This is a genomic window from Algoriphagus aquaeductus (genome assembly GCF_003253485.1).
Taxonomy (GTDB): Bacteria; Bacteroidota; Bacteroidia; order Cytophagales; family Cyclobacteriaceae; genus Algoriphagus; species Algoriphagus aquaeductus.
Window position 1 is genome coordinate 322003 of the sequence record NZ_QKTX01000004.1, and the last position, 23412, is coordinate 345414.

At 45.6% G+C, this 23412-nt stretch carries 19 protein-coding genes, 1 tRNA gene and 1 pseudogene; 12 read left to right on the plus strand and 9 right to left on the minus strand.

Going from position 1 to position 23412, the window contains the following annotated elements; translation table 11 throughout:
• Positions 1-54: 54 nt before the first annotated feature.
• The 5 genes from CLV31_RS07730 to CLV31_RS07750 all read left to right on the plus strand — a co-directional run bounded on the left by CLV31_RS07730 (position 55) and on the right by CLV31_RS07750 (position 3114).
• A complete protein-coding gene (locus tag CLV31_RS07730) occupies positions 55-825 on the plus strand; it encodes an SAM hydrolase/SAM-dependent halogenase family protein (protein WP_111392295.1) in 771 nt (256 codons plus the stop codon).
• A complete protein-coding gene (locus CLV31_RS07735) occupies positions 825-1124 on the plus strand; it encodes a putative quinol monooxygenase (RefSeq protein WP_111392296.1) in 300 nt (99 codons plus the stop codon). Before CLV31_RS07730 ends, CLV31_RS07735 begins: the two co-directional genes overlap by 1 nt.
• Before the next feature lie 199 nt (positions 1125-1323).
• A tRNA-Leu gene (locus tag CLV31_RS07740) sits at positions 1324-1407 on the plus strand.
• A gap of 48 nt (positions 1408-1455) precedes the next feature.
• Positions 1456-1698 carry a GIY-YIG nuclease family protein gene (locus CLV31_RS07745; RefSeq protein ID WP_111392297.1) on the plus strand — a complete coding sequence of 81 codons (243 nt, stop codon included), beginning with the start codon at positions 1456-1458 and terminating at the stop codon, positions 1696-1698.
• 231 nt (positions 1699-1929) lie between these two features.
• Positions 1930-3114 carry an ATP-binding protein gene (locus CLV31_RS07750; RefSeq protein WP_111392298.1) on the plus strand — a complete coding sequence of 395 codons (1185 nt, stop codon included), beginning with the start codon at positions 1930-1932 and terminating at the stop codon, positions 3112-3114.
• A 71-nt stretch (positions 3115-3185) separates the two neighbouring features.
• On the opposite strand, the gene CLV31_RS07755 is transcribed toward CLV31_RS07750, so the two are convergent.
• The 4 genes from CLV31_RS07755 to CLV31_RS07770 form a co-directional block, all read right to left on the minus strand.
• Entirely contained in the window at positions 3186-4757 is a 1572-nt protein-coding gene (locus tag CLV31_RS07755; RefSeq protein ID WP_111392299.1) for a solute:sodium symporter family transporter, read from the minus strand.
• A gap of 80 nt (positions 4758-4837) precedes the next feature.
• Positions 4838-5719 (minus strand): inositol oxygenase family protein, encoded by an 882-nt coding sequence (locus CLV31_RS07760; RefSeq protein WP_111392300.1) that lies wholly within the window; start codon positions 5717-5719, stop codon positions 4838-4840.
• A gap of 139 nt (positions 5720-5858) precedes the next feature.
• A complete protein-coding gene (locus CLV31_RS07765; RefSeq protein WP_111392301.1) occupies positions 5859-8384 on the minus strand; it encodes an ABC transporter permease in 2526 nt (841 codons plus the stop codon).
• Positions 8377-9054 (minus strand): ABC transporter ATP-binding protein, encoded by a 678-nt coding sequence (locus CLV31_RS07770; RefSeq protein WP_111392302.1) that lies wholly within the window; start codon positions 9052-9054, stop codon positions 8377-8379. Before CLV31_RS07770 ends, CLV31_RS07765 begins: the two co-directional genes overlap by 8 nt.
• 252 nt (positions 9055-9306) lie before the next feature.
• On the opposite strand from CLV31_RS07770, the gene CLV31_RS07775 reads away from it, so the two are divergent.
• From CLV31_RS07775 to CLV31_RS07805, 7 genes are all read left to right on the plus strand, one after another.
• The gene (locus CLV31_RS07775) at positions 9307-9996 is read left to right on the plus strand and encodes an arylesterase (protein WP_111392303.1); all 690 of its coding nucleotides are present in this window, start codon (positions 9307-9309) and stop codon (positions 9994-9996) included.
• Between the two features lie 273 nt (positions 9997-10269).
• On the plus strand, positions 10270-12012 hold the full coding sequence (locus tag CLV31_RS07780) for a GMC oxidoreductase (RefSeq protein WP_111392304.1): 1743 nt from the start codon (positions 10270-10272) through the stop codon (positions 12010-12012).
• A gap of 3 nt (positions 12013-12015) precedes the next feature.
• Positions 12016-12720 carry a gluconate 2-dehydrogenase subunit 3 family protein gene (locus tag CLV31_RS07785; protein ID WP_111392305.1) on the plus strand — a complete coding sequence of 235 codons (705 nt, stop codon included), beginning with the start codon at positions 12016-12018 and terminating at the stop codon, positions 12718-12720.
• A gap of 89 nt (positions 12721-12809) precedes the next feature.
• Positions 12810-13883 carry a DUF6340 family protein gene (locus CLV31_RS07790; RefSeq protein ID WP_220084325.1) on the plus strand — a complete coding sequence of 358 codons (1074 nt, stop codon included), beginning with the start codon at positions 12810-12812 and terminating at the stop codon, positions 13881-13883.
• 65 nt (positions 13884-13948) lie between these two features.
• On the plus strand, positions 13949-15100 hold the full coding sequence (locus CLV31_RS07795; RefSeq protein WP_111392306.1) for a hypothetical protein: 1152 nt from the start codon (positions 13949-13951) through the stop codon (positions 15098-15100).
• On the plus strand, positions 15097-16266 hold the full coding sequence (locus CLV31_RS07800) for a hypothetical protein (RefSeq protein WP_111392307.1): 1170 nt from the start codon (positions 15097-15099) through the stop codon (positions 16264-16266). The genes CLV31_RS07795 and CLV31_RS07800 overlap by 4 nt, the downstream gene beginning before the upstream one ends.
• Before the next feature lie 93 nt (positions 16267-16359).
• Positions 16360-18867: a WD40/YVTN/BNR-like repeat-containing protein gene (locus CLV31_RS07805; protein WP_111392308.1), complete on the plus strand. Its 2508-nt coding sequence runs from the start codon at positions 16360-16362 to the stop codon at positions 18865-18867.
• 236 nt (positions 18868-19103) lie between these two features.
• On the opposite strand, the gene CLV31_RS07810 is transcribed toward CLV31_RS07805, so the two are convergent.
• From CLV31_RS07810 to CLV31_RS07830, 5 genes and pseudogenes are all read right to left on the minus strand, one after another.
• The gene (locus CLV31_RS07810) at positions 19104-19679 is read right to left on the minus strand and encodes a porin family protein (RefSeq protein WP_111392309.1); all 576 of its coding nucleotides are present in this window, start codon (positions 19677-19679) and stop codon (positions 19104-19106) included.
• 75 nt (positions 19680-19754) lie between these two features.
• A complete protein-coding gene (locus CLV31_RS07815) occupies positions 19755-20114 on the minus strand; it encodes a response regulator (RefSeq protein ID WP_111392310.1) in 360 nt (119 codons plus the stop codon).
• 114 nt (positions 20115-20228) lie between these two features.
• Positions 20229-21614, minus strand: a pseudogene (locus tag CLV31_RS07820) (sodium-dependent transporter).
• A gap of 39 nt (positions 21615-21653) precedes the next feature.
• The gene (locus tag CLV31_RS07825) at positions 21654-22589 is read right to left on the minus strand and encodes an SDR family oxidoreductase (RefSeq protein WP_111392311.1); all 936 of its coding nucleotides are present in this window, start codon (positions 22587-22589) and stop codon (positions 21654-21656) included.
• Positions 22567-23412 (minus strand): peptidylprolyl isomerase, encoded by an 846-nt coding sequence (locus CLV31_RS07830; RefSeq protein WP_111392312.1) that lies wholly within the window; start codon positions 23410-23412, stop codon positions 22567-22569. Before CLV31_RS07830 ends, CLV31_RS07825 begins: the two co-directional genes overlap by 23 nt.

Below are 23412 nucleotides of genomic sequence, written 5' to 3' on the forward strand. Positions count from 1 at the left end.
TTTTTGTTCGCTCCCCCTCAAACAAAATTACACAATTTTAATAGACTTGCTTGTATGGCATTGGTGACATTCCTCTCTGATTTCGGGGATAAAGATTATTACGTTCCGGCCGTAAAGGCCAAAATGCTTTCCATCAATCCACAGCTTAATATTGTCGACATCTCCCACTCTATAGCTCCATTTGACCTCGAGCATGCAGCGTTTGTCCTGAGAAGTACCTATAGGGAGTTTCCCAAGGGGACCGTTCATTTGGTGGGAATCAATACCACAGGGACGATGACCTTTGGCTACATCGGTATCAAACTGGAGGACCATATTTTTATTGGGCCAAATAATGGTATTCTAAGTCTTTTGGCAGATTATGACCCCGGGATTATAGTCCAATTTGCAGATATTCATCTGCGGGACTCTACTTTTCCTACCCGGGATATTCTTGCCCCCATAGCGGCAAAGGTCGCCTCAGGAGCGGCCATCCATGATTTCGGAGGCCCTTCATCCAATTTCAAAAAATTAATGTCCCGACAGGCTAAAGCAACAAGGGAACAGATCATCGGACACGTGATTCGGATCGATTGCTATGGAAACCTGATTACAAACATCAGAAAAGAGATTTTTGAAAAACTGAATCCCGGGAAATTCACAATTCAGTTTGGCAGAGAAACCATCGATCGGCTTCAAACTGGCTACGATCAAGTAGAGGCAGGTGACCCCTATGGTTTTTTCAACAGCATGGATCTGCTGGAAATCGGAATTAATCATGGACATGGAGGCAATCTTCTTGGGCTCAAGCAAGACAGTGTGGTGTATATAACTTTTGGAAGCTGATGCTGATCCGAATTGTACGAATGACTTTCCGTCCGGAAGCGGTCAGCGCTTTCCTGGAAAATTTTGAAGCAAACAAAAAATTTATCAGGAATTTCCCCGGTTGCCATCATTTGGAGCTTTGGCAGGACTTTTCGGATAAAAATATTTTCGTGACTTACAGCCATTGGGAAAGTGAGGCACACCTGAATCAGTACCGTGATTCTGAGCTCTTTAAATCTGTCTGGAGCTTTACCAAGGCCCTTTTTGCAGAAAAGCCGCAAGCATTTAGCACAAAAAAATTGCAGGAAGTGGCAAAATGAGTTTGTAGGAAATCATTTTTGTATTCATATTTGCAGCCCGTTCAGCAAGGAACGGAAACACAAATTCTGATCTGATCAGACCTGCCTGCGGAAGGCAGGTGCGTACCATGCCCAGGTGGCGGAATCGGTAGACCTGCCTGACGGTAGGCAGGCGCGTTGGTCTCAAACACCAATGAGAATATAATTGAAATAATACAATGCCCAGATGGCGGAATTGGTAGACGCGTTGGTCTCAAACACCAATGAGGTTACACTCGTGCCGGTTCGACTCCGGCTCTGGGTACTAAGGCTCACAGAAATGTGGGCCTTTCTTATTTTTAGTACTTTTTCTATGAAAGAATTTTACGTCTATGCGATCAAAAGTCTTGAAAGAAACTACATCTATGTAGGTATGACTGATAATCCGGAAAGACGTTTTGATGAACACAACTCCGGAAAAGGAAAAGCCACAAAGCCATATGCGCCCTTTCGTATGATTTTCCTTGAAAAAGTCGGGCCTAGGGAGGCCGCCAGAAAAAGGGAAAAATACCTCAAAAGTGGCGTTGGAAAAGAATTCTTGAGAAATCTAATTTAGGCCAAAGCCCGGATGGCGGAATTGGTAGACCTGCACTTCCTAGTAGACAGGTTGGGATACATCGAGAAAGCTCGCAGCAATGCGGGCTTTTTTTGTTTTCAGCCTTACCTGCCTGAAACTTTTCCAAAGTTTTAAACTTTGGAAAAGTTGGAATTCGGTAATTCTCTTTACTTTCAGATTACATGATTTGGAACATAAAACCATGCAAATTGAAAGTTAATCCTAAGTCCTATGATCCATCGAACACTTGAAGACAAGCTAATCCAAGGCCTGAAATCCATGCCTGTGGTGGTCATTTTGGGACCTAGGCAGGTGGGCAAAACTACGTTGGCTTTGGAGTTTGCCAAACCGCTTTTGGATAAGCCTGTTCATTACCTCGACTTGGAGTTGGATTCCGACCTAGCCAAGTTGGATGACCCGGAAAGCTACCTTCGTCAATTTGAAAACCAACTTTTGGTCATCGACGAGGTACAGCGAAAGCCGGACCTTTTTCGGATTATCCGAGGCTTGGTCGATATCCGAAAGCGTGCCGGTGAGAAGTCTGGACATTTCCTCCTTCTGGGTTCTGCTTCCAAAGAATTGCTTCAGCAGTCATCTGAAACCTTGGCCGGAAGAATCCGATATCTGGAACTGACTCCCTTCACCACCCATGAACTCCACCAAAATGACCCCCTGGGGTTCAGCGTGGAAAAACTTTGGTTTAGAGGCGGATTTCCGGATAGCTATCTGGCTGAAAGCGATCTGGAAAGCTGGGACTGGAGACAAGACTTTATCACCACTTATGTGGAAAAAGACATTCCGCTATTTGGACCTCAGGTTCCTTCCACGCGGATGAAGCGATTTTGGACCATGCTAGCCCACTTTCATGGTCAACAGGTCAATCTGAGCAATATTGGTAAAAGTCTGGACGTGAGTCATACCACCGTCAAAACATACTTGTACACGCTTCAGGATTTCTTTATGGTAAGACAAGTGCAACCTTGGTCGGGAAACATCAAAAAAAGGCTGGTCAAGACACCCAAAATTTTCATTCGAGATACGGGCTTACTTCACGGCCTGCTTAGTATTCACAATTTTGACCAGCTGTTTGGTCATCCGATCGTAGGGGCCAGCTGGGAAGGTTTTGTGGTAGAAAATATCCTGAACACGATCTCTTCCACTTGGACTCCGAGCTACTTTCGCTCCAGCAACCAAGCTGAAATTGATTTGATCTTGGAAAGAAACAACCAGGAAGTGTGGGCGATTGAGGTAAAAAGAACCATTGCACCCTCGCTTTCAGCGGGCTTTCATAATGCCTGTGCCAATATCGGCGCCACCAAAAAATGGGTTATTTATGCTGGGAAAGACCGATTCCCAATCAAAAATGAAACGGAAGTGATTGGATTGATCGAGTTTTTGGGGTTATTAAAAGGATAGTAGTGTGAGAATGGAGTACCAACTTTTCCAAAGTTCAAAACTTTGGAAAAGTTATTAAAAGCCAAAATCTCCTATCTCCCCAAAAACCAATAAATCAATACCGTCACAATGCATAGCAGAACGGATAGGGGCTTGGCATATCGCCAAGATTGGAGATTGAGTGGCCCCGAAGGAAATTGGTTCTCCTCTTTTGCAGGATATTTTAAACTTACCAGATACATCACCACCAGGTTGAGTACAAACTCAATCCCCCAAACATGCACAAAATGGAGATCTACTTGGAAAATAAAGGTGGTGAGCAAGTAAAAAGACAGCCCCACGGCCAAGCCTGCTTTGGCTCCGGCAGCTGAGATCTTCGGCCAAAAAAAGCCTGTCAAAAGAATAGAAGCTATCGGAATAAAAAAGATCCCATTCAGCTGCTGCATGAGCTGATAAAGTCCCTCTGGAGCATTGCCCACCATGGGGGCAATCAAAATGGACGAAATCGCCAAAATCAAGGAAACCCATTTCCCTACCCGCACCAACTGAAGTTCCGAAGAGTTGGGACGGATGATCTTTTTGTAAATGTCCAGACTGAAAATGGTAGATGCCGAGTTGAGCACCGAATTAAATGTGCTTAGTACCGCCCCCAATACCACCGCAGCAAAAAAACCGATCATCCCGGCAGGCAAAACTTTCTTCACCAAAATCGGGTAAATCATATCCTGATCATCAAAATGCTCCTCCCCGAAATAGTAAAAGGAAATCACTCCCGGTAAAACGATGATCAAAGGAATCAAAATCTTGAAAATTCCGGTGTACAAGAGCCCTTTTTGAGCCTCTGCCATATTTTTGGCACCCAAGGCCCGCTGAATAATCGTCTGATTCATCCCCCAGAAATACAACTGATTGATCATCAAACCAGTGAAAAGTGTACTAAATGGAAGTACTGAATCTTTTGATCCAATGACATTGAATTTTTCAGGAACAGTTTCATACACTTTGGCCATTCCTTCTCCAATATTTCCTCCTCCGATTTCCCAAAGGGCAAAAACCGGGACAGCCAAACCACCTATGACTAGTCCGATAGCATTAATTGTATCTGAATATGCTACGGCTTTTAGCCCTCCCAAAATGGCATAAACTGAACCGATCCCTCCTATGGCCAAAACAGAAATCCAAATACCCTGAGCGCGACTGACACCAAATACTTCAGATACAGAAAACAAACTCTCCAGATTGATGGCTCCAGTATAGAGTACGATGGGAAGCAAAGTGAGCACAAACGAAAGCATGAGGAGAATGGAAACAAGCGTCTTGGTGGTCTCATCGTAGCGATAGGCTAGGTATTGAGGGATAGTTGCCAGGCCTATTCTGAGGTAAATAGGCAAGAAATAAAGGGCAGCAATCACCAAAGCAATTGCGGAGGTAACCTCCCAAGCAATGATGATCATGCCGTTTTTATAGGCCGAACCATTCATCCCGATCAGGTGCTCCGTGGAAATATTGGTCAAAATCATTGATCCTGCGATCACCCTTCCTGTCAAGCTCCTTCCTCCCAAAAAATATCCCTCACGGGATTTGAGATTCTCATTTCGGAGTTTATACCAAGAAAAAAAGGCTACAAGCAGGGTGAAGCCTACAAAGGTGATAACTGTAAGCATGTATAAGAAGGCTAGATTGGGTGAGGTAAATAGAAAAGGGGATGAAATCATCATCCCCCGAATAGAAAATTGTCAGTTTTTTAAAATTTGACCACTGAAGGCAAATATTTGGCCACCAGGTCTTCATAATAAGGCTTGAGCGCTTTGGCATCAGGCGGCACAGGCACTTTGGAGTACAAGTCGTAAGGATTGAATTTATCCACCCACTTGAACATCTCCCGATCAAGATCATTGAGCAAGTGATCATAGGCATTTTCCCGATGCTGTGCATAAAAAGAGTGGTACCGAATCATGTATAGGGCTGGCTCGGGCAAATAATCTTTGAACATCTGATAAAGGTACTCATCATGGCCCCAAGACATTTTCACGTTATCCAATCCGCAGTGGTGGGAATAAACTCCATACTTCGTATTGAATCGCTCATCGGCAGAATCAGGATTGAGTGCGAAAAACTCAGGATATACGATTCGATCAGAATGCTGGCAACCCACCGGGAAAGTGTCACCAACGACTGCCCATTGTGGCTCGCCAAAGAGACAAAGTACCTTTCCTAAATCATGAATAAACCCAGTCAGAACAAACCAATCCGGATGACCATCAGCCCGAATGGCCTCTGAGGTCTGAAGCAAGTGCTGCAACTGATCAAGATTGGTGTCCGGATCAGAATCATCTACCAGGGTGTTTAGGTAATTAACCGCATCCCAGAAGGGCATTTCCTTTTTTTCAAACTTCAAAAACTCCTTTTCCTTCTCAACCACAAAGTCATAGGTTTGATAGGTATGGTTCAGCTTATAAAACTCCCTTACGGTATTGACACGCTCGGAATCGTGATAGTTTCGGTAATCATCTTTTGCCTTTGCCTGCTTGCTTTTTGGTTCAGGGTATCGGACAAGCAAATCATCCTCCCATTCTTCTATCGATTGGAGAGGCGCCTTTTCACTTTCTGACAAATTGGTTTTCATGGGCTTAGAGTTATTCTCGGAAGATAAAAACAAATTCAAAAAAATCCAGCCTCTTGAAAAACTCGCTACTCAATCACAAAAAATGAGCCCCCAAAACCGGAGGCTCATTCCTTACTTTTTAACTTATCGATTAAAATCTTTATCCATTCCCTCTCAAAATCTCCATCGGAGGCTGATTGATGATTCGACGCCCATTCAGCCAACCCAACACAATCGTCAGTCCGGTGATTGCTAAATAAATGATCAACCCTTCCTTCCAGACCAAGCTGAAATTCATCTCAAAGACAAACTCTCCCAAAAGGAAAGTGGCCATAAACGAAAGCAAAATCCCGGAAAGCGAAGCCAAGCTTCCCAAAAAGAAATATTCCAGGGTGTTGATGACGCGAACTATTCCTGAACTCGCTCCCAAGGTGCGGAGCAAAATACTTTCGCGCATCCGCTGATACTTGGAGATGATCAACGAACTGATCAGCACCAAAATCCCCGTAGCAATGGAGAAAAAAGCCATAAACTGGATCACAAAGCTGATTTTGCCCAGGATATCTTCCAAGGTCTCCACAATAGTTCCCAGGTTGATAATCGAAATATTCGGAAACTCCCGAACGATTTCCGACTGCACATCGGCGGCTTGGCGGTCATTTTGAGTCTTGGTGATAATCACGTGGAATTTCGGAGCCTGTTCCAAAACTCCCTCCGGAAACAAGACTAGAAAATTGGTCGAAACTTGATTAAACTTCACGTCCCTAAAGCTCCCGATATATGTTTTGATCGGCCTTCCCTGCACATTGAAGATCAACTCATCTCCAAGCTTCATTTTGTTCCCTTCTCCAAAGCCTTTTTCAAGCGAAACAAAAATACTGTCTCCTCTCGCTCCAAGCGGAATCAGCTCACCAGAAGTCAAAGTTTCTGATTTGATCAGGGTATCCCGATAGGTCACTCGAAACTCTCTGTTATAAAGCCATCGGCTGTAGTTTTCCTCATCGGGCAGTTCCTCATTTTCCTTTTTGTCGATTCCATTGATCTCATTGAGCTGCATGGTTACGATGGGCACTTCCTGAATGATCCGCATCTTGCGATCCACAACTTTGGACTTGACATCGGCAAGTTGGGGAGTCTGAATATCAAACATCAGCATATTTGGCTGATCTTCTTTATCGGCAAACTTGGCTTCCTCGAGCAATTGATTCTGAAGGAAAAAGAGGGTACTGATCATTGCGGTACCCAAACCAATCGTGGCGATAAGGGAAATGGTCTGATTGTTTGGCCGATATAAGTTTGCCAAAGCCTGTCTCCAAGGATAGCTGAGCGAAATGGGCAAAAACTTACGCACTGCCCACATAATCAACTTCCCAACTCCCCAGAGCGCCCCAAAAGCCACCAAAACAAAACCGGTAAAACCCAAAGCCCAGGTCACCTGCTTGAGCAGGAAATAGCTAAATCCGAAGATGAACAATAAAATCCCCACCATCACCGCCCAGCGGGCCGGGTCTTTAAGCAAGGTGGAATCTGCGGTCTCCGGTCGTAAAGTGGCCATGGGAGACACATTTCTGACTTTCAACAAAGGCAACAATGCAAACAAGACCGAAACAAATAGCCCGGTAATCATACCAAATCCTACCGACACCCAGGAAATCCCTACCGTGACTTCTACAGGAAGAAAATCTGCAAAAACCGCCGGAAGAATAAATTGGAGTAAGGTTCCCAAAATCGATCCGATCAAGGCTCCGAAAAGTCCCATCACGACGATTTCGACCAGATAGATGAGCAATACATCAAGAGAAGCAACTCCCAGACATCGTAACACCGCAACGGATGCAAGCTTTTCCTTCACAAAAACATTCACGGCAGATGCCACGCCAACACAGCCCAAAAGCAAAGCGATAAAGGCTACAAGGCTCAAGAAATTGGAAAGATTTCCGAATGATCTTCCCGTGCTTCGTTTGCGATCCTCCACCGTATCGGCATCGACTCGATCCATCTCCCATTGATCTTCAAATGGCTTGATGAGCTCTTCCACATTGGTGCCTGAGGCAAACTGAAGGTATCTATTATACTCTACCCGGCTACCATACTGCACCAATCCTGTCTCTTCCAGATAGGCCATCGGAATGTACACCGCCGGCGCTACGGTGGCTGTGATTCCTGTTTGACCGGGGACTTTCTGGAGTTCGCCCACGATTCGGAACATCACCGATCCGACTTTGATCGAGTCCCCTACTTGGGCATCAAACTGAGCCATAAGGGTCTTTTCGACCAGAGCTTTTTTGCCACCGCTACGGAAATCTGCATCGCCTTCCGAAGGAATGGTTTCCAGCTTTCCATAAAAAGGAAAATCACCCTCCAAGGCCCGTACCTGAGTCAGTCGGCTGGCATCGGTTTTGGGAAAAGCCACCATGGAGGCAAAATTGACTTCTGAAGCCAGCTGAATCGCTACAGAATCCAAGGCCTGATCCCCTAGAGGCTTGTTGTTTTCCAGCACCAAATCAGCCCCGAGAAGCTCTTTGGCCTGATTGTCTATGTCTTTGACTAGATTTTCCCCAAAACTGCTGATCGCTACCAAAGCGGCGATGCCGACGACAATCGAGGAGACGAAAAGCAACAGGCGGGAGAGATTTTTCCGAAAATCCCGCATCGCCATTTTCAAAATCCAATTGAAATCAGGCATGAGCGTCCTCCTGTATTTTTCCTCCTTTGATATGGATGATTCGACGGGTTTTGGCTGCCAACTCGAGATCATGCGTAACCAGCACCAGCGTAGTTCCTTTTTCGGTATTCAGGTCAAAAATCAGTTTTTCGATCATTTCCCCGGTTTCGGTATCGAGGTTTCCGGTGGGTTCGTCTGCAAAAAGGATTTTGGGTTCATTCGCAAATGCCCGGGCGATCGAAACCCGCTGCTGTTCCCCCCCCGAAAGCTGGGTGGGATAGTGGGTAGCCCGGTCTTTCAGCCCAACTTTTTCGAGTAGTTCAAGCGCTTTTTCCTTAGCATCTTTCCGCTTTTTTAACTCCAATGGTACCATTACATTTTCCAAGGCGGTCAGCGTAGGCAGCAACTGGAAGTTTTGAAAAATGAATCCAACATCCTTGTTACGGACAGCAGCGCGCTGATCTTCATTAAGCTTTTCTAAAGCTTGGCCATTGAGTACTACCGAGCCTGTGGATCCGGAATCAAGCCCGGCACAGAGACCCAGAAGGGTAGTTTTCCCGCTTCCTGAGGGTCCGACGATGGAAATCGTCTCCCCGGCTTGAATTTCAAAATTGACATTTTCCAAGACGGTCAGCTTGCGGCTGCCACTTTGGTAGGTTTTGCTTAGGTTTTGGATGGATAGTATGCTCATGGAGTCAAATAGTAGACAATAGAAAGTTCAAACGCTTAAGAGCCTGATTGGTTAAAAAACTCAGGACATGCCAGTTGAACCCACGTAAAGAAAATAAAATTCCTTGGGTTGCACTAGATGGACTCGACAGACGGGGAGATTTGCTCGACCAACGAGGAAAAAGGAATTTTTGCAGAATATTTTCCAACTTTGAACGCTGGGTTTTAAACCTTTTGGGCTGAAATCCTTTCATAGATCAAAATCCCTTTAACCATGAAGATTCATTTCCGGATTGCCTCATTTTTTACCCTCGTAGTCGTAAGTTTCTTGTTTGTTTCCTGCGGAGGAAACAGCCCTGAGACGACCAATCAAACCAATTCTGACAGCACGGCTGTAAGCCAAAAATCAGAGCAAAAACTTGTCCTGTTTTTTGGAAACAGTCTCACCGCGGGATATGGTATTGACCCGGAGGATGCATTTCCGGGATTAGTTCAGGCAAGATTGGATAGTCTGGGGAAAGAATTCAAAGTGATCAATGGAGGTTTGAGTGGAGAGACCACCGCGGGTGGTTTGAGCCGGTTGGATTGGTTTTTAGAAGAGGAACCCTACATTTTTGTCCTGGAACTGGGTGGAAATGATGGTTTGAGGGGGATTTTGCCCAGCGAATCCAAAAACAACCTACTTGCGATCATCGACAAGGTGAAAAGCAAATACCCCAACACCAAGATCATTTTGACAGGAATGCAGATTCCGCCCAACATGGGCCAAGAATATACCGATGAGTTCAAAGCCATTTATCCTGCCGTCGCGGCAGAGAAAAATGTCACCTTGATTCCATTCCTTTTAGAAGGGGTAGCCGGAAATCCCGAACTCAACCTTCCGGATGGCATTCACCCGACAGAGGAGGGACATCAAATCGTCTTTGGGACGGTTTGGCCGTTTATTGAATCAGAAATTGATTAACAACTTGTCAATGAAGGGAAAACCAAGAAGTAAGAAAACCCAAGAAATCCGCTTGGATAAAAAACCTTCCACTCTACAAGAGCTTGCCGGCAAACTTAAACCTGAAATGGATCCAATCAAATTTCAGAAAGAGCAAAGAGGCAATTGGTAGAATTTGAACGTTTAAATTTAGACTTTGGGACAAGAAAGAGTTAAGGAATAACTCGATCAAAAATCATTTCCACCAAGAATTTTTTTACTTTATATTTCCAACTTCAATAAAAATTTTTGGAAATGAGCTTTCAAATCAAAGAAACTCCGGACAGCTATGATGTGATCATCGTGGGTTCCGGCGCAGGTGGGGGAATGGCTTCCAAAATCCTCTCCGAAGCGGGTCTTTCCGTGGCTGTCGTAGAGGCTGGAGGAGACTTCGACCCTGCCAAAGACGAAGACCGCACCCAACTCAGACCACCTTGGGAATCCCCAAGAAGAGGTGCAGGTACCCGAATCCGCCCTTTTGGTGATTTCGATCAGGCGATCGGTGGATGGGATATCGATGGGGAACCCTATACCCGTAAAGATGGAACTTCCTTTGACTGGTTCCGATCCCGAATGGTCGGGGGCCGAACCAACCACTGGGGAAGAATTTCACTTCGCTTTGGCCCCAATGATTTCAAGCGTGCCAGCATCGATGGGATGGGTCATGACTGGCCGATCGGATACGACGACCTGAAACCTTACTACGACCGGGTAGATAAATTAATCGGTGTTTTTGGATCGAAAGAAGGCATTTTCAACGAACCAGACGGTTTTTTTCTTCCACCGCCGAAACCTAGACTTCACGAACTCTATATCAAACGGGGCGCTGACAAGGCCAATATCCCGATGATTCCGGGAAGGCTTTCCATGCTGACCCGTCCGATCAACAATGAACGGGGGGTATGCTTTTTCTGTAATCAGTGTAATCGTGCGTGCCAAGCCTATGCAGATTTTTCTGCTGGAACTTGCTTGGTTCACCCTGCAATGAAAAAGGGCAAAGTAGATCTTTTCACCTACTCCATGGTGAGAAAAGTAACCACCGACGACACCGGGAAAGCAACTGGCGTTTCTTTCGTTTCCAAAGTGGATATGAAAGAATACAAGCTCAAATCCCGGGTAGTCGTGCTGGGTGCTTCTGCCTGTGAATCCTCCCGTATCCTGATGAACTCCAAATCCAAAGTGCATCCTAACGGAATCGGGGCAGACTCAGGTGTTCTTGGTCGATATCTCCATGACTCCACAGGCGCAGACCGAATGGGTATCATGCCTGACCTGATCGACCGAGAGCGCTATAACGAAGACGGCGTCGGTGGCATGCACATGTACACACCTTGGTGGTTGGATAACAAAAAGCTGGACTTTGCCCGCGGATATCATATCGAATACTGGGGCGGCATGGGTCAGCCATCTTACGGAGCGGGAGGCAGCATGGACAGCATGCGTAAATACCTCAAGGATGAATTTGGGAACCCAAGTCCAAGTGGGGGCTATGGCGAAGGACTGAAAAAAGACATTCGGCGAATTTACGGTTCTACTTTGGGTATGTCCGGCCGTGGGGAAAGCATCCCTCAATACAGTAACTACTGCGAAATCGATCCGAACGTAGTCGACAAATACGGCATTCCGGTACTCCGATTCCACTACAAATGGACCGATCAGGAGATCAAACAGGCCAAGCACATGCAGGATACCTTTGAAGAAATCCTGACCAATGCCGGAGCCATTCTTCTAGGAAAAAAACCCGGACCAGAGACCATGTACGGACTCGCCGCCCCGGGTAGAATCATCCACGAAGTAGGTACCACCCGAATGGGAAATGACCGCAAATCCTCTGTGGTCAACTCCAACTGCCAAGTACACGATTGCAAAAACGTATTTGTGGTGGATGCAGGACCATTTGTATCACAGGCTGATAAAAACCCAACCTGGACCATTCTGGCGCTTTCTTGGAGAACTTCAGATTACATTGTCGATCAGCTAAAACAGAAAAACATCTAAGCCATGAACAGAAGAGAAAACCTAAAACTGCTCTTTACCGGCTCCGTGGGAGCGGGCTTGCTGTTGACCGGATGTGAACCAGAGCAGGTCGCGATCCAAGGTCAGGTGATGACTGGTGGCACTCCCGGAGGAAGAACCGAGGAGGAAAAAGCTCGGGATGCCAAGTTGCTTTCCGAGAGTTTTTTCACGGAAGAGGAAATGAAAAAGCTGAATACGCTCGTAGACATCATCATGCCGGCGGATTCCGAGTCTCCTTCGGCTACCGAACTGAAGGTTCCGGATTTTATCGAGTTTATGATGAAAGACCAGCCTGGTATGCAGACACCGATGAGAGGTGGATTGATGTGGCTGGACTTTGAGGCAGATGAGTTATTTGGGAAAAAATTCAATGACCTCACCAAGGAAGAAGTTATCCAAATCGTGGACTTGGTCGCTTGGCCTGAAAAAGCCACCGAGGCTTATTCAGGTGGCGTTCGATGGTTTAATATGCTCCGAAATCTGACATGCTCGGGCTACTTCTCGACCGAGGCTGGCTGGAAATACATGGGCTACATGGGCAACCAACCCAACGTTTGGGATGGAGTCCCGCAAAATGTCCTTGATAAACATGGCCTCTCCAATCCCGAAAAATACCTAAGTATCTACCTAAAGCCAGAGGAACGTGGTAAAGTAGCGGAATGGGATGAGGAAGGAAATCTAATCGGCTAATCACCCAGCACTTTTGAATCAAAATCCACGGTCGCGAAACCGTGGATTTTTTTATTCGTACTAACTTCGTCCCAGTTAAAGCCCCATCTATGAATTTTTGCCTTTCGTTCAAAAACACGTTGAAAGTACTCTTCGCTGCCATTTTGCTGTTTGCAAGTGGTTGCTCCAAAAATGTCACGATGACCCGACTGGTACCCGCTCCAGTCACTGTACCCAGCCATGTACAGAAAATAGTTTTGGTAGATCGGACCAAGCCTCAAAGCGAAGGCCTGGCCATTATCGAAGGGATCATCACTGGTGAACTCCCATTTGAGGTTCGGAATGCTGTACAGGCTACCCTCTCCTCCCTGCAAATGAGTCTGAATTCCTCCCCGAGATTTCAAATCGTGAGAGCCACCGAGCGCCTTCCGGGTGGGATTTTCGGACAGATGTTCCCCAATCCGCTGGATTGGTACACGGTGGAGCAACTCGCCAATCGATATGATGCGGATGCGGTTTTGACTTTGGAAAATTTCAGCTCAGATTTCGTAGTCACGGATCAGCAGCGCTTGATCAAAAAGACGGTGACCGAAGGCAAAACCTCCCGACAAATCGAGGTGCAGGGCTGGTATGTCGAAGGCGTGGCCAATGTCAGCGCAGGATTCCGTCTGTATGATCCCAAGGATCGGAATATGATAGATCAGCAGCGCTTTGAAAAGAAAAACCTCTGGTCGGCAGAGGGAGAAACCAAAGCTCAGGCCTTGGCTCTTTTGATCTCCAAAGCAGATGCTGCCCGAGCCGTAGGAGAAATGGCAGGTGCGGGCTATGCGACCAAGATTGCTCCGATGTATGCGGAGATTAACCGAGGCTTTTTCCCCAAATCCAAAACCAATCCAGCCGTGGCTCAAGGTGCCCGACTCGCTGAAGTAGATCAATGGGAGCAAGCGATTGAAACATGGAAAGCCGCTTTGCCCGGGGCAGATGAAGAAAGCGGGGGAATGCTTGCCTACAATATCGGTGTAGGCTATGAAGTATTGGGATCTCTTGATTTGGCAAAAGAATGGGCAGGCCGTGCCTACACGGACTTTGGACTCAAAAAAGGAAGAAACTATACCCGGACTTTAAATGGCTTGCTACAGCAGCAGGCCCTACTGGATCAGCAGATGGAAAAACAAGATTATTGAATTAATTATTAGTGAACCATTTGAATATTCACTCTTGATTTATTTTCTTAAGAAAAAATCAAGAAATGAAGCATTTTTTACAAGTACTAAATGTATCCCTCGCTTTGGTCATTTGGGGATGTAATTCTTCTGATCGAAATTCAAATCTGAGCTCATCGGATTGGGAATTAGAAATCGTGGATTCCCTTCAAATTCAGTCCTTGGAGAGTTTGGATTTGATGGATATCCATCCGGAACGTGGACTTTTTCTTTTTAATGTGCAGAAAGAAAACGCCCCCATGATTCTGGTGGATAAGAATGGAGAAATCCTTCATCGCTTAGATGTACCCAAAGATGCCCCTACCGGTTTTGGCGGGATTTGTTCTGGAGCAATTTTCTCGGGAGATTCCATTCTCATTCAAGGTAGAAGAGGCATCTATTCATATGACCTTAAGTTCAATTTTTTAAGCCGCTTGAATCGCCCCTATCCTCCAAAAGGCATGATATACGTCGGCTTTGATCACCTCCGGACTGCCAACACCTACGAAGGACCGGCCTTGATTTCTTTTTCCGGCAATCCCCAAACAGACTATCCGCCCAATCAACGGGAGTTTTATGAAAATTTTAATGGATTGGATCTGATTCCGGTTTCAACCCTCGAATTCAAGCCTATTGCCCCTCTTCATCCCGACAGTCGTTACCTCAGTTCGGGAATGGCTTTTAATCTCATTTCGCTCACCTTTTCCATATCCAACAGCCAGCTTACTTATGCACATCCTACAGATTCGATGCTGTATGATATGGATTTGATGGACCCACAACTGCGTCAAAAGGCCACCAAAATCCCCTTTGACAAGTTTGTACTTAGAAATGGTTTTCCTTTTGGCAGTCAGGAGGACTATGATGGACCTACGGATTATGAAGGCCAGCTTTCGAATATTTTTAAAGTAGGCGATAATGACCTCCTTCTGTATTATTCTGGAATCAAAAAAGAGGACTTGCCACCTCTGACACAAGATAGAGCTTCACGTCGAAATGAAATCAACCGCATGAATCCTCAAAAGTGGATGGTAAGAGATGCTCAGAATAAATTCACCAAACCAAAGCTCGTGTCTCCAAAATACAGAATTGTGCGAGTGGATTCTCAAAACAGGATTTGGGCGATGCAAAATGTCAATCAATTGGAGGAAGAACCTGAGGTAGTCACTGTTTACCAACTCAAACTCATTAGAAAATGAAAAACCAACTTTGGCTATTTTCAGCCGCACTCCTGATTTTTTATTCCTGCAGCCAAAAGGAAGAGTCCCTTCCTGAAAAACCTCTTTCTGAACAGCAATTCGAGTTTGAAATATACGATTCGCTGGTAGTGGACTATTTGGGGAATCTGTATTTGGCGGATATCTCCGAGGATGGAAACACTTTTCTGCTGATCGATCAACAAACGGATACGCTTTTTGTAACTGATTCTCAGGGGGCAATCATTCATAAATTCAGCAAAAAAGGAGAAGGCCCCGGAATGTACCCTGAAGGGAGATTAGGCCCACCAAGATTTTTAAATGATGAAGAAATCATCATTCCGTCGTGGAAAGGTTTTTATCTCTACTCCTTATCAGGAGATGCTACAAGGACCTTTTCTCCTGAGTTTAACCCCACGACTTCATTTGTTAATCAATATGACAATAGCCTAGTGAGCTATCAGAAAAAGATTTATTATCCTCTGGAAGGAAGGATAGCAAATGAACTTGGGGTAGAAGGCCGGGAATTTCAGACTAAAGTCAGAAGAGTGGAAGTGCTAGATCTAAGCAGTGGAAAGTTTACTCCTGGGATTCCTTTTCCGAAAACATCAAAATTTAGTACTGGTGAGAAAAGTTTTCTCAATGTCAACTACAATACTACGCTAACCAGCAAAGATGATTCGCTCTATGTGGCCTTCAGAAATGAGCCGGTTATTTATGGATACCATTTTTCACAGTTGGACACTCCCACAACCCGATACACTATTCCATTTGAGGAATTTATTGAAAAGGAGCCAAAGGATGCCGAAAAATTCGGACCCTATGAGGCTAGGGATTTGTATGTCGGTGCGATCAATTCCTTCTACCGAACAGAAAAAAAACGGTTTCTGATTAAATTTAATCGAGGTCTAACTGACGAGGAATATCAAGAGATTTTTGCACTTATCGAAAAAGATCAGGAGGCAGGCTTTGAAAAAATGAAACAGATCAATACCAACGGAAGCATTCTTTTCGATGGGAAATCACTAAGCTCACTGATCAAAAAACCAATAAGTTTAGGCTTTACCTACGAGTTCATTTCTGAGGATGAAATCTGGTTTTCAGCAAATTTTGAAGAAATCGAAAATGACTATTCCGTCATCTATAAAACCCGTCTCGTCTCAAAATAAGCCCCTCCCAAAACCTGCTTTTTCCACTCGCGGGGAAGGTCACCTGACTTTCCCCGCGATTGTTTATATTCCCTCCTGATCAAAGAAAACCACATGCAAAAATCAACTTACCTCATTCTCCTTGCTGCAGGACTGATTTCCTTCAGCTCCTTGGCACAGGACATCAAACCCACCTCCGAAAAAGCCCTGCAAGAATCTGTAGACAAGCACAAAGCCATGCTGTCCTCCACGCCACTTAAGGATTTCAAAGCCCGAAACGTCGGCCCCACCAACATGTCAGGCCGTATCGTAGATCTCGAGGTGGCCAACAATACCAACACCTTTTACATCGCAGCAGCTTCTGGGGGCGTATGGAAAACCGAAGACAACGGTCAGTCCTTTACCCCGATTTTTGACCATCAGGGCGCTTTGGGAATCGGCGCCATGGCGCTTTCCAAGTCAGACAACCAAGTCCTTTGGGTAGGTACAGGCGAAAACAATTCCAGCCGGTCTACTTATGCCGGAGCAGGTCTATACAAATCCACCGACGGGGGCAAAACCTTCCAAATGATGGGCTTGCTCCACTCCCACCATATCGGTCAAATTCAGATTCACCCGACCAATCCGGATATCGTGTGGGTTGGGTCGATGGGTTCCCTATACTCCAAAAACAAAGAGCGGGGGCTCTATAAAACCACTGACGGAGGGAAGACTTGGAAAAAAGTCCTCTACATCGATGACAACACCGGCATCATCGACATCAAAGTCCACCCAACCAACCCGGATGTGCTTTTGGCATCAAGCTGGGAGCGATTCCGTCAGGCGCATGACTTCATCGGCAACGGAAAAGGATCAGCGATCTGGAGATCGGAAGACGGTGGAAACACCTGGAAGAAAGCCGTGGAAGGATTCCCACAGGATGAATTTGTAGGCCGAATCGGCTTTGACTTTGCTTTATCCCAACCCAATATAGTCTATGCTTTGCTGGACAATCAGGGCAAATCCGACAAACCCGCTCCTGCCCCAAGACAGCGTGGCAATCAGCAGCAGGAGGAAAATCCGATCAAAATAGAGGACTTCAAAGACATGACTTTGGATCAAGCCTTGGCTTTGGATGACAAAAAGCTCGAATCCTTTCTGAGACGAAATCAATTTGCCACCAAATACACCCCTGCCGAACTCAAGCGACAGCTGAAAACCGGTAAAATTACCACCACCCAGATCGCCAACTACCTGGGGGGTGCTGTGGATGCCAATGCGGCTATGTTTGGTCAGCCGATCAAAGGAGCAGAAGTGTACCGATCTGAAGACGCCGGCAAGAGCTGGAAAAAAGTTTCGGAATCCGACATTAGCCAATTGTATAACTCCTATGGCTATTACTTTGGTGAAGTGCGGGTAAGCACTTCGGACGAAAATGAAGTATTTGTATTGGGCGTACCACTCTTGGTCTCCAGAGACGGAGGGAAAAACTTCTCCCGTACTGACTCCATCGGTAGACCCCACTCTGATCATCAAGCCATGTGGATCAATCCTAAGGACAGCAAGCACATCTTACTCGGCAATGACGGTGGATTATACCGTAGCTATGGAGGCGGTGCGCGTTGGGATCACCTGAACACACAGATGCCGATCTCGCAGTTTTACTCCATCATGGTAGATGATGCCAAGCCTTACAACATTTACGGAGGCATGCAAGACAACGGCGTTTGGTTTGGCAAATCCACCAACAAGCCCGAAGATCCATGGGAGCCACTTCTGGGTGGTGACGGCATGGTGGTCGCGGTAGATACTCGAAACAACAATATCGTCTACACTGGATCGCAGTTTGGAAACTACATGCGAATCAACAAAGAGACCGGAGAAAGACGACGCATCACACCGGGTCATGACATCGGAAATGCCCCTAACCGCTGGAACTGGAGAACCCCTGCCGAGCTCAGCTATCATAATCAGGACATCGTATACATGGGTTCGCAGTACGTCTACCAATCGCTCGACCAAGGAAACACCTGGAAAACGATCTCTCCTGACCTAACCAAAAACCAGAAAAGCGGAAACGTGCCTTTTGCCTCTCTTACGGTGGTGGAAGAATCTCCTCTCGAATTTGGCACGCTCTACGCCGGTTCGGACGACGGCAATGTCTGGGTAACCCGAAACAACGGTGGCAATTGGACCAGTCTCAATGCTGGGCTTCCCCAGGACCGCTGGGTAAGCAGTATTTCTCCTTCAAGATTCAAAGAAGGGCGAGTGTACATCACCTTGAATGGCTACCGATACGATGAGTTTAACACGTATGTCTACATGAGTGAGGATTACGGCAAAACCTGGGTTTCGATCAAATCCAACCTGCCGGATGAATCTACCAACATCATCATCGAAGACCCAAAAATGCCAAACCTGCTGTATCTAGGCACAGACCATGGCTTGTATGTGAGTATGGATGAAGGAAAAAACTGGAACCTTTACCAAGGCGAAATCCCGAACGTAGCCATCTACGACATGGTCATCCAGCAGCGTGAAAACCATCTGGTGGTCGGGACCCACGGCCGTAGCGTCTATGTCATCGACCTCAAACCGATTCACGAGTGGGCAACACCAGGACCACTGGTCATGGAAAAGTAAAGTTGAGCAAACCTCAAGTTTGAAACTAAACAGGCCCTTCCGCTTTTCGAAAGGGCCTGTTTTTTTTTGATCTGGATGATTAAAATCCTATCTGGATATATGGAACTTCACCAGCAGCCTAGTTAGAAGTTCAAATGAATGCGGGATTGAAAATTCTTGGACTTCTTCGGTCTTCCGTCTTCGGTCTCCCAGCCAAAATGATAGGAATATTCGTCTACAGGCAGAATAGCGTCTTATCAGAAAATTCTAAACCCTACCGAAAGCACCCATTGGTTGATTCTATTGTCTGTGTCGAAATTGCCGATATTCTCGGTCCATTTGCTGAGACCTCCTTCATACTTTGCGTCGACAGACAGATTTCCCAAGTCAATTCCCAAACCTGCCTGATAGCCCAAAGTGGCATTTTTAAATTCAACATTATCAATTGTATTTCCGGCTTCCTTCAATTTGGAATTGATATTTAGGCTGGCAATCGGTCCAGCCTGTAGTCTCAGAAGTTTGAAAAACCTCATGCCAACCATGACCGGTACATCCAAGCGATTGAATTCTGCTTTGATTTGATCCTGATCATTGAGAAACTTCCCACTGGTCTGAGTAAATAGGAGTTCTGGCTGGACAAAAAACCCTCCTGCTCCGATTCGTCCAAAAACACCGACGTGATACCCAGTCTGTGCACCTTGTGGCACAAATTGTTCATTTTTGAAATCAACCTCGGTACTGCTCAATCCGGCCTTGATGCCAAATCCTCCCTGAGCAAATACGTTGAGGGCAAAAAAGCCCAAAAACATTGCGGCTAAAATGATCTTTTTCATAGAAATTGGATTTTGGTTTAGTTTACTGCTAACGTCCTCTCCGCAATTCCATTGCCAAGAATTTTTAACAACCGGTCACGCAGCCGTGCTTTTGGCCAAAAAATATAAATCCTGGAAGTCAAACGGCTTTGGAACCAACGCATCAAACAATTCTCCGCCCTTACCTCTATAATACTCGATATCACCTGAAGTAAATCCGATGACGGGAATACGTTGCATCGCTGTACTCTCTCTGACGTGATGAACTAACTCCACACCATCCATTTCAGGCATCATCATGTCCGTCAGGATTACCTGAAATTTGGGATCAAACTCTAAAAACCGAAGGGCTTCTTTACCATTTCTTGCCACAACCACTTCATCATTTGACTTCTCAAAAATCTTCCTTAAAATCAGCAAATGGAGGGCATTGTCATCGACCAAAAGAACTCGCATAACAGGTTAGATTGAAATGAAAAAACACCAGCTTGAGACAAAAGTTATAAAAAGAGAACTAAATAAAAAAGGCTGTCAGTCAGCCTTTTTTATTTAGTAATTGAATGATTCGGACTAGGCAGCTTGTGGGGCTCCAAACAATCCAATCATATTCAAAATCAGCAAAATGATTACAATCGGACAAACCCACTTGATAAAGAACATCCAACCTGAACGATAAATACCTTTAAAGCCCGGTGCACCATTGGCCAACTCATCAGCATAATCACTGATCTTCTGTCCCCATCCTGTATACAAGGCTAGCATCAGACAGATCACAATCACGGCGAATGTTCCGAAAATGAAGTCCATGGCTCCGAAAAATCCAACCAATTCATTGCTAAGGAAAGTAAATCGAATCTCTGCGAATACATTCCCTTCGATAGAGGATAGCGCCGACGGAACAGACATAATCATTGCTGCAATCCCTACAGTCCAAGTCGCTTTTTTACGATCCCATTTTCTGTCGTCAATCAAATAAGCAACTGGCACTTCCAGCATTGAGATAGTAGAGGTCAATGCGGCAACCATCAACAAAATAAAGAAAAGTCCACCGACGATATTTCCACCGGGCATGGCATCAAATACCTTAGGCAACACGTCAAAAACCAAAGCTGGTCCAGCAGCAGGATCTTTGCCAGGAAGCAAAGCAAACAATGCAGGGAAAACCATCAATCCTCCCAACAATGCCACCGCCGTATCCATTCCGGCGATCCAGCCTGAAGATTGAATGATGTTTGACTTTTTATCCAAATAAGAACCAAACGTGATCATCAAACCCCACCCAACAGACATGGAGAAAAACGCCTGACCCAAAGCCTGAAGGATTACCGTTCCGTTGATTTTTGAAAAGTCCGGGTTCAGATAATATTGAATACCGGCCTCAGCTCCCTCCAAGGTTACAGATCGTCACGCAATAAACAGGATAATAATGAAAAGGATGGGCATCAAGAACTTGGCAGCTTTTTCAATTCCGCCCGAAACTCCTCCCAACACGATCAAAATGGTCAAAAGAATAAAAAAGAACGTCAATGGAATGACATACATTGGAGTCTCTACGAACTCATCAAAATTCACAGGAATATTGATGATTTCAGTCACGATATACCCTACAGTCCAACCGGCAATCACTGAGTAGTAGCTGAAAACAAAAAAGCAGACCATCACGCAGAGTACCCCGGCCAATTGCCAGAATTTGTTTCCTCCGGTCTCACGAATGGCTCCAATGGGGTTTTTGCCAGATCTTCTTCCTAGAGCAATCTCATTGAAAAGAAGGGGTAGACCGATGAGCAATACGCAAAGTATGTAGACAAAAACGAACGCTCCTCCTCCATTTTCTCCGGTGAGGTATGGAAATCGCCAAATGTTGCCAAGTCCAACAGCCGAACCAGCCGCGGCCATGATAAAGCCAAGACTCGATCCAAACTGACCTCTGTCCTCGGTATTAGAACTTACTGCCATAGATAATGCTAAAGTTAAATTAAGGGTATAAACTGCTTTTTAAGAGCGGGCTAAGATAATTTGTTTTGCCAAAATACCTATTCCCGTTCGGAAACTTTTGGGTTCAAATCCCAGTTGTTTTCTGGCTTTTTCGATGATAAAACCTGTTTTCATCGGGCGTTTGGCAGGCTGCTTAAACTTTGCAGAATCCGTCTGCTTGATTAAGGTTTTGTTAAGTCCAAAATACTCGGCAGTTTCTATGGCCATTTGATAAGGCGTCAAAAGATCTGCCCCGGAAATATTGAACACCCCTTCTGCCTTCTTTTTTGAAATCAAAATACAACCCGCTGCCAAGTCTTCTGCTAAAGTCGGTGTCCTTACTTGGTCGTCTACCACCTGAATTTCTTTTCCGGCTTCCAATGAAGACTTCACCCAAAGGATAATATTGGACCGACTGAGATCATTGGCGATTCCATATACCAAAACTGTCCGGGCAATAGCCCATCTTAGCTTGGAGTTTTTGACGATTAGCTCTCCTTCCAATTTGGTCTGTCCGTAATAGTTGACAGGATCGGGAGTGGCTTCTTCATCATAGGGATTTTTTCCATCTTCTCCTGAAAAAATAAAATCTGTGGAAACGAAGATAAAATGGGCGTTGATTTTTTCTGAAGCTTCCACCAGATACTGGGTGGCGAGCACATTGGCCCGGTGACAGGCATCCTGATTAAGCTCACATTCATCTACATGGGTCATCGCTGCCCCGTGAATGATGACTTCTGGCCTCAGTGCCAGCAGTACCTCTTCGACCTGCTCTTGATTTTCGATATCCAGGGAATGATATTGAAATCCGCTTCCCGAAAGTCTACAGCTTCCTCTACCGGTGGCCAGGACATCAAATTGACCTTCTGACACCAACTGATCCACCAGTTTTTGTCCGAGTAAGCCATTGGCACCCGTGATGAGAAGTCTAGGCTTATTTGTTGGACGGGTAGACATAGCCGAATTCTTTTTCAATTTTTTTTCGAGACACTTTTTCCACCGTCACCTTCATCAGGACCGGATCATTGGGTACTTCTCGTGTGGTAGGTTCTGAGGCAATTTTATCCACAACCTCCAAGCCAGTCAGTACTTGCCCAAATACGGTATACTCAAAGTCGAGATGGGGAGTACCTCCGACCACGGCATAGGCCTTGATTTGCTCAGGTGTGTAATCTTTCGTGAGTTTGATCTTTAAAGTCGATGCAATTTCATCCCGCTTGGAAAGCAAAAGATTAGTCAGACTGTCAAACTTTTGTTCTTCAAACAAGCGTGAATACTCTTGCTTGAGTTCTTGGCCTGAACCTAGCTGCATGTATTGAAAAACAGCCTTTTGCAAGGCGGGAAAATCAGTGGTCAGCTCCAATTCCTCATACGTTCTGCCCTGCACAATATAAAACTGCGATCCATTGCTTCTCTTTTGTGGGTTGATGTTGTCACCTTGACGGGCTGCAGCAATCATTCCTTTGGTGTGGACATGCTGGGGCAAAATCTCAGCTGGAAGCGTCGGCCATTGCTGTGCGGGCAATCCTTCCTTTCCAAAAACATCCCCACCCTGAACCATAAAATCCTTGATCACCCGATGAAACTGGGTAGAATCAAATCTTCCGGACTCCGCCAAAGCAATAAAATTCTTTTTATGCTCAGGCGTATCGTCAAAAAGGATAGCCTTGATCTCTCCGTGACGGGTGGAAATAGTGATAAGATAATCTTTGTCCTTCCCACAAGCCCAAGAACTTGCCAGAAGAAGTCCGAAAATCAGAAGCGTGCTTAGCTTTCGCAT

Coding starts and splice junctions, on each gene's coding strand:
- CLV31_RS07730 (WP_111392295.1), top strand. CDS start 55: ATGGCATTGGTGACATTCCTCTCTGATTTCGGGGATAAAGATTATTAC.
- CLV31_RS07735 (WP_111392296.1), top strand. CDS start 825: ATGCTGATCCGAATTGTACGAATGACTTTCCGTCCGGAAGCGGTCAGC.
- CLV31_RS07745 (WP_111392297.1), top strand. CDS start 1,456: ATGAAAGAATTTTACGTCTATGCGATCAAAAGTCTTGAAAGAAACTAC.
- CLV31_RS07750 (WP_111392298.1), top strand. CDS start 1,930: ATGATCCATCGAACACTTGAAGACAAGCTAATCCAAGGCCTGAAATCC.
- CLV31_RS07755 (WP_111392299.1), bottom strand. CDS start 4,757: ATGCTTACAGTTATCACCTTTGTAGGCTTCACCCTGCTTGTAGCCTTT.
- CLV31_RS07760 (WP_111392300.1), bottom strand. CDS start 5,719: ATGAAAACCAATTTGTCAGAAAGTGAAAAGGCGCCTCTCCAATCGATA.
- CLV31_RS07765 (WP_111392301.1), bottom strand. CDS start 8,384: ATGCCTGATTTCAATTGGATTTTGAAAATGGCGATGCGGGATTTTCGG.
- CLV31_RS07770 (WP_111392302.1), bottom strand. CDS start 9,054: ATGAGCATACTATCCATCCAAAACCTAAGCAAAACCTACCAAAGTGGC.
- CLV31_RS07775 (WP_111392303.1), top strand. CDS start 9,307: ATGAAGATTCATTTCCGGATTGCCTCATTTTTTACCCTCGTAGTCGTA.
- CLV31_RS07780 (WP_111392304.1), top strand. CDS start 10,270: ATGAGCTTTCAAATCAAAGAAACTCCGGACAGCTATGATGTGATCATC.
- CLV31_RS07785 (WP_111392305.1), top strand. CDS start 12,016: ATGAACAGAAGAGAAAACCTAAAACTGCTCTTTACCGGCTCCGTGGGA.
- CLV31_RS07790 (WP_220084325.1), top strand. CDS start 12,810: ATGAATTTTTGCCTTTCGTTCAAAAACACGTTGAAAGTACTCTTCGCT.
- CLV31_RS07795 (WP_111392306.1), top strand. CDS start 13,949: ATGAAGCATTTTTTACAAGTACTAAATGTATCCCTCGCTTTGGTCATT.
- CLV31_RS07800 (WP_111392307.1), top strand. CDS start 15,097: ATGAAAAACCAACTTTGGCTATTTTCAGCCGCACTCCTGATTTTTTAT.
- CLV31_RS07805 (WP_111392308.1), top strand. CDS start 16,360: ATGCAAAAATCAACTTACCTCATTCTCCTTGCTGCAGGACTGATTTCC.
- CLV31_RS07810 (WP_111392309.1), bottom strand. CDS start 19,679: ATGAAAAAGATCATTTTAGCCGCAATGTTTTTGGGCTTTTTTGCCCTC.
- CLV31_RS07815 (WP_111392310.1), bottom strand. CDS start 20,114: ATGCGAGTTCTTTTGGTCGATGACAATGCCCTCCATTTGCTGATTTTA.
- CLV31_RS07825 (WP_111392311.1), bottom strand. CDS start 22,589: ATGTCTACCCGTCCAACAAATAAGCCTAGACTTCTCATCACGGGTGCC.
- CLV31_RS07830 (WP_111392312.1), bottom strand. CDS start 23,412: ATGCGAAAGCTAAGCACGCTTCTGATTTTCGGACTTCTTCTGGCAAGT.